Source organism: Syntrophales bacterium (assembly GCA_023228425.1).
In the GTDB taxonomy this organism is placed as follows: Bacteria; Desulfobacterota; Syntrophia; order Syntrophales; family UBA2210; genus MLS-D.
Genome location: JALOBE010000010.1, coordinates 1 through 12,206, shown reverse-complemented (window position 1 = coordinate 12,206; position 12,206 = coordinate 1). Strand labels below are relative to the sequence as shown.

General features: G+C 55.2%; 10 protein-coding genes. 6 read left to right on the top strand and 4 right to left on the bottom strand.

Annotated elements, in window-relative coordinates; translation table 11 throughout:
* The first annotated feature begins 176 nt into the window (after positions 1-176).
* Together M0Q23_05250 and M0Q23_05245 are read left to right on the top strand one after the other, a co-directional pair.
* Positions 177-851, top strand: coding sequence for a transglutaminase-like cysteine peptidase (locus tag M0Q23_05250; GenBank protein ID MCK9528048.1), 675 nt, complete (start codon positions 177-179; stop codon positions 849-851).
* Positions 852-866: 15 nt separating this feature from the next.
* Entirely contained in the window at positions 867-2,840 is a 1,974-nt protein-coding gene (locus M0Q23_05245) for an EAL domain-containing protein (protein ID MCK9528047.1), read from the top strand.
* 15 nt (positions 2,841-2,855) lie between these two features.
* Here M0Q23_05245 and M0Q23_05240 read toward each other — a convergent pair whose 3' ends face one another.
* The gene (locus M0Q23_05240) at positions 2,856-3,185 is read right to left on the bottom strand and encodes a hypothetical protein (GenBank protein MCK9528046.1); all 330 of its coding nucleotides are present in this window, start codon (positions 3,183-3,185) and stop codon (positions 2,856-2,858) included.
* Positions 3,186-3,333: 148 nt separating this feature from the next.
* On the opposite strand from M0Q23_05240, the gene M0Q23_05235 reads away from it, so the two are divergent.
* From M0Q23_05235 to M0Q23_05225, 3 genes are read left to right on the top strand one after another with little or no spacing between them, the layout of a single operon-like run.
* The gene (locus tag M0Q23_05235; protein MCK9528045.1) at positions 3,334-5,517 is read left to right on the top strand and encodes a type I secretion system permease/ATPase; all 2,184 of its coding nucleotides are present in this window, start codon (positions 3,334-3,336) and stop codon (positions 5,515-5,517) included.
* A 15-nt stretch (positions 5,518-5,532) separates the two neighbouring features.
* On the top strand, positions 5,533-6,924 hold the full coding sequence (locus M0Q23_05230) for an HlyD family type I secretion periplasmic adaptor subunit (GenBank protein ID MCK9528044.1): 1,392 nt from the start codon (positions 5,533-5,535) through the stop codon (positions 6,922-6,924).
* Between the two features lie 4 nt (positions 6,925-6,928).
* Positions 6,929-7,543 carry a response regulator transcription factor gene (locus M0Q23_05225; protein ID MCK9528043.1) on the top strand — a complete coding sequence of 205 codons (615 nt, stop codon included), beginning with the start codon at positions 6,929-6,931 and terminating at the stop codon, positions 7,541-7,543.
* A gap of 15 nt (positions 7,544-7,558) precedes the next feature.
* Here the strand turns inward: M0Q23_05225 and M0Q23_05220 are convergent, their stop codons facing one another.
* From M0Q23_05220 to M0Q23_05210, 3 genes are all read right to left on the bottom strand, one after another.
* On the bottom strand, positions 7,559-8,431 hold the full coding sequence (locus tag M0Q23_05220) for a hypothetical protein (protein ID MCK9528042.1): 873 nt from the start codon (positions 8,429-8,431) through the stop codon (positions 7,559-7,561).
* A gap of 16 nt (positions 8,432-8,447) precedes the next feature.
* A complete protein-coding gene (locus M0Q23_05215; GenBank protein MCK9528041.1) occupies positions 8,448-9,482 on the bottom strand; it encodes a DUF1566 domain-containing protein in 1,035 nt (344 codons plus the stop codon).
* A gap of 131 nt (positions 9,483-9,613) precedes the next feature.
* Positions 9,614-11,074, bottom strand: a complete 1,461-nt coding sequence (locus tag M0Q23_05210; GenBank protein ID MCK9528040.1) for an MATE family efflux transporter — start codon at positions 11,072-11,074, stop codon at positions 9,614-9,616.
* A gap of 186 nt (positions 11,075-11,260) precedes the next feature.
* Between M0Q23_05210 and M0Q23_05205 the strand changes: the two genes are divergently transcribed.
* The gene (locus tag M0Q23_05205) at positions 11,261-12,061 is read left to right on the top strand and encodes an NlpC/P60 family protein (protein ID MCK9528039.1); all 801 of its coding nucleotides are present in this window, start codon (positions 11,261-11,263) and stop codon (positions 12,059-12,061) included.
* Positions 12,062-12,206 lie beyond the last annotated feature (145 nt).

Below are 12,206 nucleotides of genomic sequence, written 5' to 3'. Positions count from 1 at the left end.
CCGATGTATTTTGAGAGTGGGGGTGGGTCCATTCGTTTCGGGCCCACCTTCAAAGAATTTTCCGGGGGCTTCACAGGCAAGTATCCTGGTTCTTGCTCACACATGAAGGCCCCGCCGGGCACCGATCTCTGCCTCTCCGGCGGGTTTTTCCTTACGAATCAACTCCGGTTGCTCTGATGGGTCGCGCAATTAAAAGAATCCCCTTCTGGCTGATCCTTATCATTATCGTGGCGAGTGTCGTTGCCGGCGCCCGCAGTGTCGATGACTTTCGTATCAGTCGTGAACTCATCAAACAGGCGGAAACCAAGTACGGTGCGGATGCGGCAACCCGTCTGCTTGAGTGGGAAGATATGATACGTACAGCGGACAGAGGCGCGACGGATCTTGAAAAGCTTGAAAAAGTGAATGATTTCTTTAACAGCCGAGTCCGGTACGTATCGGATTGGGATTTGTGGGGGGTAGAAGATTACTGGGCCACGCCCTTTGAGACTCTCAGCAGAAACGCCGGGGATTGTGAAGATTTTGCCATAGCCAAGTACTTTACCCTCAAGGCGATCGGGGTGAAAGAAGAGAAAATAAACATCATGTACGTCAAGGCCCTTCAGTACGGGATCGCCCACATGGTTCTTGCTTACTACAGCAGTCCTGAAGCGGATCCGCTGATTTTGGACAACATAATCGACGGTATGCTGCCCGGATCTCAACGGGCCGACCTGCTGCCCGTTTTCGGGTTCAACGGTAGCGGTCTCTGGACGGCGAAGCAACGGGCGGAAGGAAAGCTCCCCGGGAAGGCTGAACGGATCAAGCCATGGCAGAATCTGCAGGAAAGGATGTCATCAGGCAGACTTTAAAGTGAGGGCAGTACTATGACACTATATCGCCAACTTATCATTTTTACCTTTGTGTTGTTCCTTGTGCTCTTCGCAGGGACCTGGTACGCGAAGCTGGAAACCACGCGTTCCTTCCTGGTGGACCAGCTTGAGTCCCATGCCCAGGATACCGCGACCTCACTTGGACTTTCCATTACACAGCACATGGCAACGCACGATATGGCAACCATTGAAAGCATGATCAACGCGGTTTTTGACCGCGGTTATTATATGGTAGTCCGATTGGCCGATGTCAGAGATACCATACTGATCGATCGCACTCTGGATGTTACCATCGAAAACGTACCCCCATGGTTTATCCGCTGGATCAGCCTGGAAACGCCCGATGCCACCGCGTACGTGATGGCCGGGTGGAACATGGCAGGTTCCGTTTATGTCAAGAGCCATCCCGGCTATGCCTACAAAACACTCTGGGATGACGTTGTCAGCACGACTTTATGGTTTCTTGCCTGCGCTGTCTTTGTTCTCATAGCCGGCGGCGTTGGACTGCGCTTTTTACTGAGGCCTCTGGCGCTTGTGGAGAAACAGGCCGATGCCATCTGCAGGAAAGAATACGAGATACAGGAACGCATACCCTGGACCAGGGAATTCAGGCGTGTCGTCGAGGCCATGAATCGCATGACCTTCAGAGTCAAGGAGATGTTCGAGGAGCAGGTCATGCAGGCGGAAGGCTTCCGGGAACGGGCATACACGGATCCGGTCACCGGTTTGGGAAGCCGCCGTTACTTCGACACGCAGGTTACGGCCCGTCTTGATCGCAAGGACAGCATAACGAAGGGAATTTTACTTCTGGTCAAATTGAACGATCTCGACAAGCTCAACAAGGAGAAGGGGTTCGAGGCAGGCGATGAATTTCTGAGACGGGTTGCAACGTTGCTTCAGGATGCCACCAGCAGCTACGCGAGTTGTGTCCTTGCCCGTCTCACGGGCGGCGATTTCGGCATTTTTCTACCTGACGCGCCGGTCTGGGACGCGGAGACAATCGCCCGCGGCATAGCAGGCATGCTGGGAAGACTGGCGGTCGAGCAGATTGCCTTGACGGACAATGTCGGCTATGTGGGAGCCTCGACCTATGAAACCACCGTGACACTGGGGCGCATGCTTTCAGAAGCCGATCTCGCCCTGTCAATGGCCCGCCAGACAGGGGCCAATGGCTGGGCGGTGCGGGCGATTACGGAAGAAACGAACGCCATGCCGCTTGGGCAGCAACAGTGGAAGGAAATTCTTGAAAAAGCCATCAGTGAGGACAGGATGAGCTATGACGCCCAGCCGGTGGTGAAGACCTCCGACATGAACATGCTGCATCACCTGGAACTTTTCTCCCGGATCATACTTGAAGACGGCAAGGTTCTGAGCGCCGGTGTGTTCATTCCGCTGGCGGAGCGCCTGAACCTGATGTCGTCCATCGACCGGGCGGTCATCGAAACGGTTATCAAGCTTGACCGCAGGCAGCTTCCCGTTGAAACCCTTGCGGTAAACCTGTCAGCTGCTTCTCTGAGAGACGAAGCCTTCAGGGAATGGTTGCAATCAACCCTGATGGATCTGCCCACAACGTCGCCCCGCATGATTTTCGAATTTTCCGAGTTTAACGCTGTCCAGAACCCGGAACTGGTCAGGGAAATCGGAGTATTCCTCCGTGACAGGGGTCATGGTATCGGTCTTGATCACTATGGGCAGAGCTTCTCGAACCTGGGATATCTCAAATCGATACTGCCCGATTATGTAAAAATAGACAGGGCTTATACGGGGGAACTCAAAGACAAGGACAGTGACAGCCGCTTTTTCATCGGCTCTTTGTGTAGTGTCGCTCACAGCATCGACATCATGGTTATTGCCGAAGGGGTCGAGACTGAAGAGCAGGTGGACGTTCTGAAGGATCTGAATGTCGACGCTATCCAGGGGTATGTAATCGACAGGCCGAGGCCGATTTTGGAGATGTTAAAAAAGTAACCGATGTCGAGAATCTCAAATGATGTCATCGACTGTAAGGCTGTGGGATGCAATCTCTCCACGGAGTTTGCTGCGTTCCTGCATTTTTGTCTGTGCCTCGTCGGGAAGCTCCGTAAAGAGGATGATGTTCTTGCGAATCAGAAGGTCGACCAGGTCTTCGATCAAACGGATCATACCCTTGTCGGAAATGGACAAAAGCAGCTTTTTCGAGTCCTCACCGGCCGTTTCAGAGAGAAAGTCCAGCACTTCTTCGTCAACGGAATTCTTTTTCTCCGTGGCCATATCGTTGGGAGCATTGTATATCGCGACGATGGTTCCCTTTTTATCCCGTTCTATGTAAAGCATGGATGCACCTCCGGATTGTCATGGTTGAGTGATGCGAGAAAAAATAACATCATTTGTTTTAAATGAACAGCATTATAATCATATGAAACACAGGATGGGACGGGCCTGGCAAGGAAACTCCGTACTGTCCGTTCGAGGAAGAATGTAAATGAAAGGTATGCCCGCTGCAATGGATCAGTCTTCTCCGAAGGAATGGAAGATTGAAGGAGATAGCGTCGCCCATGACGACCCTCTGCTGGAGTGTCTGATCCAGGTGACAAAACTGTACGGTTACCCGGCTACCCGAACAGGCCTGGTGTCGGGACTGCCCCTCGTCAAAAACCGGCTCACCGTCGAACTCTTTTCACGGGCGGCGGCACGGGCCGATCTGTCATCCCGTGTGATGAAGAAACCGCTGGGCGGGATTTCCCTCTTACAGCTGCCGGCTATCCTGCTTCTCCAGGGGCGGCAGGCCTGTGTTCTTGCCGGTATCGATCTCGCGAACGACACGTTCACGGTCCTGTTTCCTGAAACGGGCATGGGAGAGCAGCGTATCGCCAGGAAAGAACTGGAGAATCTCTACACGGGCTACGTCATTTTCGTCCGCCCCAGATACCGCCTTGAAAAGAAAACCCTGGAGGAAATGTCTCCCGGCACAGAGAAAAACTGGTTCTGGGGAACGATTTTAAAAAACTGGCGGATATACCGTGACGTGCTGGTTGCCTCCTTTCTGATCAATCTCTTCGGTCTTGCCACACCGTTCTTCGTGCTTCTCGTTTATGACCGGGTTATTCCCAATTATGCCGTCGAGACGTTGTGGGTTCTTGCCATCGGCATTACGGTGATCTACTTTTTTGCCGTGCTTATGCGGAGCCTGCGGAGCTACTTTATAGACGAAGCCGGAAACAAGGCAAACCTGGTTATTTCTTCGATTTTGCTTCAAAAGGTGCTTGACCTGAAACTGGAAGTCCGTCCCCAGTCAATCGGATCCTTTACCCGTAATCTACAGGAGTTCGAAAGTATACGGGATTTCGTTACCTCCTTTTCCATCACGTCCGTGATAGACCTGCCCTTCATGCTTCTGGGATTGTTCGTGGTCTGGTATCTCGGGGGTAATGTAGTCGTCATATTCCTGGTTGCCATGGCCATCATGGCCCTCCATGCCTTGCTGATACAGAATCCTCTCCGCTCGGCTGTGGGGAAAACCCTCCAGGCCTCATCCCAGAAAAACGCCATTCTTGTCGAGGGTATCTCGGGACTTGAAACGATAAAGACTCTTGGTGCCGAAAGCCAGATCCAGCGTGCCTGGGAAGAGGCAGTGAGCTATATCGCCAGATGGAGTGCCCGGGCCAGGATGCTGACCAACTCGGTTACCGATGCTTCCTTTTTCTGGCAGAGTACCGTTGTCGTGGGTGTCGTCATCGCCGGCGTCTACAAAATCTACCTGGGCGAACTATCCCAGGGCGGTCTCATCGCCCTGGTCATTCTTTCCCGCCAGGTGCTGGCGCCCATGGGCCAGGTGGTGAGCCTCGCTACCCGCTACCAGCGGGCCAAGGAGGCCCTCGGGACGCTCAACGATATCATGACACTTCCCGTGGAGAGACCCGCGGGCAAGCACTTCCTCCACCGATCCCGGGTCAACGGATCACTGGGGATAAAAAACGTCACCTTTTCCTATCCCGGTCAGACCACCAGGGTTTTCAACAATTGTTCGCTGGAAATAAGGGCCGGGGAAAAAGTAGGAATCATCGGTCCCGTCGGATCCGGAAAGACCACGCTGGGTAAGCTCATACTGGGACTCTACGAGCCCCAGAGCGGCATGATCACCGTGGACGGAACTGATATCCGCCAGATCGATCCGACGGAACTCCGCCGTTTCATCGGCTATGTTCCTCAGGATATACAGCTGTTCCGGGGTACCGTCAGGAACAACATCACCATGGGAACCCATGATGTTGACGACATGACTATACTGCGGGCCGCCGATGTCGCCGCCGTCGACGACTTTGTCAGAAAACATCCACTTGGATATGACATGGAAATAGGGGAACTGGGCCGGGGGCTTTCCGGCGGACAGCGACAGTGCATAGTCATTGCCCGCGCGCTGTTGCTTGATCCTCCCATACTGGTGCTGGATGAGCCCACGAGCAACATGGACAACCGGACCGAGGTCCGGCTCAGGAAGAAACTGGGAGAGCTGATCGAGAACAAGACCCTGGTCCTGATAACACACCGGGCCTCCCTGCTGGACATGGTGGACCGCCTTGTCGTAATCGACAACGGTACCATCATTGCGGACGGACCGAAGGCCTCTGTCCTGGAGGCATTGAGAAAGGGTCAGTTGAGGCCATAAGCGGGAGCGAGAACATTGACAGAAGAACATCATGAAGCACCAGTGCCGAGTCCTGACGGGAAAGAACGGAAAACGCAGGAGCTGTTCTATCGCATGGAGGCTGCGGATCTTGAATTTGCAACAGATATCCGGACATCGATTCTCGCCCAGTCCCCCCGGGGCGGCAGGGCGATTATCTGGGCTGTGCTGGTCCTTGTTATTGCAGGCCTTTACTGGGCCTCCATCTCAGAAATCGAGGAAGTGACCAGGGGCGAGGGTAAAGTTATACCATCGGGCCAGATCCAGGTAATTCAGAACCTTGAAGGGGGGATCCTGTCCGAGATTCTTGTGAAACCCGGTGACAGGGTTGAAAAGAACCAGTTGCTGCTCAGAATAGATGAAACCCGATTTTCATCATCATTCCAGCAGAACCGGGCGAGATACCTCGCAAACCTGGCCAAGGCGGCACGCTTGAGCGCCGAAGCTGCCGGAACGCCCTTCACGGTGCCCGGGGAAGTAACGGAAGAGATGCCTGAGATCGCTGAAAGTGAACGGCAGTTATATGTTTCACGGCAGAAAGAACTGAATTCAGCCATCGAAATCAGGCAGGAACAGCTCAATCAGCGGACCATCGAACTGAGAGAACTCACTGTCAAGCTCGACGAACTCAACAAAACCTATGCCCTTTTTCAGAACGAACTGGAAGTCTTGCGGCCGCTGGTGAAACAGGGCGCCTTTTCTGAAATGGAGCTTCTTCAGTCGGAACGCAGGGCGAGTGAGATGCGTGGAGAGATAGAGGTAACGAAGCAATCCATTCCCCGTGCCCGCTCCAGGATCGATGAAAGCAGGGCGGCGCTGCAAGAGGTGCGGCTGAACTTCGTCAACAAGGCCAAGTCTGAACTGAACGAGGTTTCTTCGATCCTGGGAGAGGAAACGGCCAGCGCCGTCGCACTGAAGGACCGCCTGGACCGGACACTCGTGCGATCTCCCGTCAACGGTACGGTGAACCGGGTGCTGGTCAGCACGGTTGGCGGCGTTATCCAGCCCGGTATGGATCTGATAGAAATCGTTCCCGCCGATGGAACACTGCTCGTCGAGGCGAAGATCAGACCCGCCGACATCGCCTTCCTGAGGCCCGACCAGCGGGCCATGATAAAGATTACAGCCTACGACTTTACTATATATGGCGGGCTCGAGGCACACCTCGAGCATATCGGTGCCGACAGCATAACCGATGACAAGGGCATCAGCTTTTATCTGGTCCAGTTGAGGACGGAAAGAAACTTTCTCGGAACAGATAACAATCCACTGCCGATCATTCCCGGAATGATCGTGACGGCCGACATTCTTACCGGCAAGAGAACGATACTGTCATACCTGTTGAAACCCGTCTTGAGAGCCAAGTACACCGCATTGAGAGAAAGGTGAACGCATGAAGATACTTCTGGGCAGTGCGAACCAAGCTGTGATCGAGAGGTGGGCCGACCTCCTTTCCTCTGACAGGACCGAAGAGGCGAAAACACATAAGGAAGTGAGGCTCCGATGCGCGGCACGAACCTTCGATTTGATTCTCCTGCATCGTTCCCTGGTGGATCTGGCCGCCTTTTCGGAATTGCGAAGAGCGGTTCCCCGGGGACGCTTTCTTCTGCTGTCGGACCTGCCGAGCGAAGAAGAGGGGCTCGCTTTTCTGAAAGCGGGAATAGACGGATACGGCAACACCTACATGGCGCGGGAGCGCCTCGTCGAAGCGTCACGGGTCATTACCGGAGGCGGTGTCTGGCTGGGCCGGAAGATTGTCCAGCGGCTGATTCGTGACATGGCTGTCCGGGTACCGGAACGGGCGGCAAACGAAAACGACAGGGCCCTCAAAGGCCTGACAAACATGGAACGCACCGTTGCCGATATGGTGGCGACGGGGATGACAAACCTTGAGATCGCCGCCGATCTGAACATTACCGAGCGGACCGTCAAGGCCCATCTGACCTCCATCTACATGAAGACAAAAACCGGCAACCGCCTGAGCCTGGCCCTGCTTATCAACCGTTAAAAGAGCGGAGATTCCCTATTGATTTATTGCATCTATCGCTTTCAGCATTGTCCTCATGTCATACTTCATGCGGTCCGGAACAACAAGGTCCCTATAATTATGCCTCCCCTGGAACCGTACGACAGCTGTGTTTGAACCTGTAATGCGTTCAACCAGACCACGCACCTCCGGATCATCGAGCCTCAGGTATGCCCACTCCCGGACTTTTATCGATGTATCCGTCTCAAAGTCGATCGGGTACGATTGATAGGTCTGCCCGTCGGTTATAACCGCGAATCGTTCGATGGACAGGCTTGAGACTCCGTAATACCGAATTTTCAAGAACCCTGCCGCGGCATCTTTTCTGAGAACCCCGGTCAATCCAATGTATGAGGATCTGTTGTAGTGGCCTGTCGAATGTCGGAGAGGTTCGAAGACGATGACATTATCGATCGTATCGTGTTCGTGAGAATGGCGAGTTATTCCTTCAAGAACATCGTGGCGTTTTTCTAATGGAAGAGATTCCATAAAGTTTTTCAGGTATCTCTCCCAGACCTCAACCTTGAGCGTTTGGCCGTTACTCAGGTTCAGATGGCCGTTTGTGTTTCTATCCCAGGCCGGGATGGGTCGAAGGCGTGAACCGGGGTGCTTTTTCAGATATTCCGCTCTTCGTTCGCGTTGGCTATTCCACAGGTCTCGTTGCCTGGCCAAGTCTATCCTGTCATAGCACACATCACTTCCTTCAATAAGGGGCAGCCATCGCGGTACGCGATCGACGTCCAGCCGCACATCAGCTTCCCGGTGCGTGGTGGGAATTACTGCCTCGTCGGGCAGCCTGGAGGCACAGCCGGGCATCATCAGGAAGAAAAGCACGAACGAGACAATGCCGATCACCTTCCTTCTGCACATTCCCACATTCACTCCTTCAATATACTGAACGGACCGGGAGGGCCCTGATGCTGGAGGTGTAGACCTGGGCGAGCCAGTGCCTGCTGCCGTTGTAGAAAGAAAAAGCGGCCGCGTCGAAAGCGCGCGTTTCGGATGCCCAGACCCACGAGGTCGACAGCTCGATCAACGGGGTCAAGTGAACAGTATACATACGTTGAGTCGGTTTGTAACGCTTGCTCCCGTCATACAGCTCAGCAAGTTCATACTGCTTCGGCATTCTCCAGTCAGTGTATCCGCCTCCTCGATAGTTTTCGCAATAGGAGGTTGCATGCTCCCAATCTATATCGTTTCCGTTGTCCCGTGAAGCCCACATGAGGTTTGTGCGCGTATCGAGGATCGTTCCGTCCTCGTAGGCGATAAAGGGTAAATCTCGATCGACTTCCTGAATTTCCGGCGGAATCTGCCGGGGTGGACGCAGGTCACGCACCGGGCGCCCGATCTGAATCAGGAGTCCCTCCTGAACAGTCATGGCGACGGCTTCTTCAAGAAGGTCAGCTCTGCCGTCGATGACCACGCGAACCTTCCGGCTGTGGCCGTAATGACGAACCCTGTCCAGCCAGGGCGAGCTATCCGCGGCTATGACCTGTTCGCCCTTGTAGGGACTGCTCAGGCCGTACAGATCGCAAACGATTCGATCCGGATCGGCCAGAAGAAATGTAACAAAGTTTCTGATCGGACCATCGGCGTGGATGAGGATCTCTGCGCCTGTTTCAAACCCTTCAATGGATACCGTGTGAAGCATGGTCGCCGAGGGACCGCTGAACTCCTTTTCGTATGCCGTTGGCGCCGTAACCGTCTCCGGCCGTGAAGAGACATGTCTGTAATCCCGGGCTTCCTCCTGATCACGACCATCACCGGCCCCGTTTTCCCTGTCGTCCGATTCCGTGCTGACGATACTGAAGCCGTTCCCGCCATCCCCGCGCTCGCCGGGCATCGTGCCGCAGCCCCACAAGATGACTGCGACAGGCAGAATAACGGCCGCAACCGTCTTGAAAATGCCGTGTGTACTCATCTCGCTCACCTGTTTCATTGCGGGCGGGCCGGCTTCTTCCCCGAGCCGGGCCGTTGTACGGGTAGATGTACAATAACCGGTGCCCGATGTCACCCATAAACACAACAGACAGGGTATCGATGTTTATGTTATCATGAGCCCCCCGCGGTGGTGATGCTTGTCGGTGCTTCAGGGAGAGTGGGCGGCACGATGACCGGCGCCTCCTCGATCACTCTCATGGATTTCCACGCGCCGCCCAGGAACCTGACGAGAAAGACGCATCCGATCGCGGCTATGTAGAGTGACGCGACGGTCCACAGGGCATACAGGCCGGCGGAAAACACAAAGACCGCCGCAAAACTCGGCAAGACCAGTATCCCCAAGGTCAGGACAAGTGTTGCTATCATGACGAAGCGCGTGTCGCCCGCCCCCTTGAGGGCTGACGAGAAGATGATGTTCAGCGTGTCGAAAAGGGAGTACACCGCCACGAACCTGAGAAGAACCACGGCGAGCGCGGCAATGGGGGTGAAGGATTCCAGATCGGCCGACCAGGCGAAAGGCGCTATGACCAGGCCGGGAAGGAACAGATAGATAAGTGAAAGGGCGAGCATGTAAGAAAAGGTGAGAGAGAAAGCGGTCCAGGTCGATGTCACAGCCAGGGAGGGCCGGTTTTCTCCCAGGCGCCGACCCACCAGGACCGATGCCGCTATGCCGACGCCTATCATGGGCATGAAGGCGAGGGTGCTGATATTGAGGGCTATGGTTGTTGCCGCCAGGGCGTCGGTACCCAGCCGGCCCATAATCAACGTGAATACGGTGAAGCCCGTGTTGTCTATGAAAAACTGGAGTCCGCTGGGGAACCCGTAACGGATCAGCCTGCGGAAGAGCATCATGTCAAAACGCCAACCCGAGAGCGTGCCGAAGGTTGTTTCGTAGCGGTTCCTGAAAATGATCAGCCCGTACATGATGAAGTTTGCCGCAAGTGACACGATGGTGGCGATGCCGGCTCCTCCTATTCCCATCTCCGGGAAACCCCAGTTCCCGAAAATAAGGAGCCAGTCAAGGAAAAGATTGATTGCCGTGGAGATGAGATTAACCCACATGATGGGCCAGGTACGTCCCAATCCCGAAAGAAAGCCCGCCATGGCCGACGAAGCGATGATAAAGAAGCCTCCGCAGCAGAGTATGGAAAAGTACAGAGTTTCGTACTCCCGGATTTCCGGGCTGTGGCCGACAAAAGAAAACAGTGCGGCCGCCGAGGGTATGAACATGAGTTGAACAATCCCGCCCAGGAGGGCTACGTACAGACCCTGCCACAGGGAAGGGCCGCACCGTTTCGGCCGCCTGGCCCCATAGTACTGGGCCGTGAAGGTTCCCACGTAGCTGGCGGTCCCCATGAAAATGCAGCTGATGGTAAATGACAGAAGACCGGCGGGCATGGCGGCGGCAACTGTTTCAGAGGAATACCAGGTGAGAAACATGCGGTCCACGAAATGCTGAACAGACCAGGAACTCGTGCTGGCGATGAGAGGGAGGGCGATGACAAGAAGCTCCCGGTACCCGCCGTCCCGGTTCCAGAGGTGACGCATGGTTTTCTTGAGGCTCGATGTCACAGTCGGGACCCTTTCACGATTCGTTGACGGAACTACTTGTACGATGGTTTGAATCCCGGCGCAAGGGAGATCCGGAAAGCAGTGACGGGGCTCAGATATAAATGGGTTGAACGGGACGGTTTCCTTGGGTACTATTGGCAGGCCTGTCAAGCCCGTTGGGGGCGGTCTATTCAAGGACTCGGGAGCATGGAGATGTCGACAGTCATAGGGGGAACGGTGAGAGGGGCGGGGCGGGCGGTCGCTGCCGTCGCACTGCTTCTCTGCCTCGTGACGGTCCTTTCCTCCTGCTCGGCCCGACGGCCGGCGCTCCCGAAACCGCCGGTGACGGCCGCCGCGAAAATCGCCCCGCTGGGATTCACCATCCAGGCGGGAGCCTTTTCCAACGTGGACAACGCGGCCGGACTGACGGAACAGCTCAACGTCCACAACCTGAATGCCTATTATTTCGTATATGAAGAGGGACTCTACAAGGTCCGTTTCGGTGACTTCGCGACCAGGGAAGAAGCCCTGCGGAAGGCCTGTGAACTCCAGAGCGAAGGGGTCATCGAAGAATACTACATTGTCCGGCCCGATCAGTATTCCCTGGCCCAGCGGTCACTTCGGGGCGATCAGTACGTACGGAACCGGCTGGTTGAAACGGCACGGAGTTTTCTCGGCGTCCCCTACAAATGGGGCGGGGAGTCCGAAACGGAGGGTTTTGACTGCAGCGGTCTGGCCATGTCCGTCTACCGCCTCAACGGGTTCAGTCTTCCCCGTACGTCCCGGGACCAGTTCAGAACGGGAGCGCCCGTGGATGTCAGGAACCTGTCGGAGGGTGATCTCGTGTTTTTTGACACCAGGGGACGGGGGGCTGTTTCCCACGTGGGAATCTACACCGGGGGAGGGCGATTTATTCACGCTCCGCGGTCGGGCAGGGATGTCTCCATCGATTCTCTCGACAATTCCTGGTACCGGAGCCGATACCTGGGTGCGCGCTCCTACCTGTAGCAGCTCAGGGAAGACGGGTCATCACAGTCTGTTCAGCGCCCTTGTACAGAGGGGAATCCGGAGGATTGTCGCATCGATTGCGATGGTTCCGGGTTGCAGTCTCCGCGGTCAAGGCGGAGATGGTACCCCCCGTGACGTGCCCCGG

Coding starts and splice junctions, on each gene's coding strand:
- M0Q23_05220 (MCK9528042.1), bottom strand. CDS start 8,431: ATGTGCAGAAGGAAGGTGATCGGCATTGTCTCGTTCGTGCTTTTCTTC.
- M0Q23_05250 (MCK9528048.1), top strand. CDS start 177: ATGGGTCGCGCAATTAAAAGAATCCCCTTCTGGCTGATCCTTATCATT.
- M0Q23_05215 (MCK9528041.1), bottom strand. CDS start 9,482: ATGAGTACACACGGCATTTTCAAGACGGTTGCGGCCGTTATTCTGCCT.
- M0Q23_05240 (MCK9528046.1), bottom strand. CDS start 3,185: ATGCTTTACATAGAACGGGATAAAAAGGGAACCATCGTCGCGATATAC.
- M0Q23_05205 (MCK9528039.1), top strand. CDS start 11,261: ATGGAGATGTCGACAGTCATAGGGGGAACGGTGAGAGGGGCGGGGCGG.
- M0Q23_05245 (MCK9528047.1), top strand. CDS start 867: ATGACACTATATCGCCAACTTATCATTTTTACCTTTGTGTTGTTCCTT.
- M0Q23_05235 (MCK9528045.1), top strand. CDS start 3,334: ATGAAAGGTATGCCCGCTGCAATGGATCAGTCTTCTCCGAAGGAATGG.
- M0Q23_05225 (MCK9528043.1), top strand. CDS start 6,929: ATGAAGATACTTCTGGGCAGTGCGAACCAAGCTGTGATCGAGAGGTGG.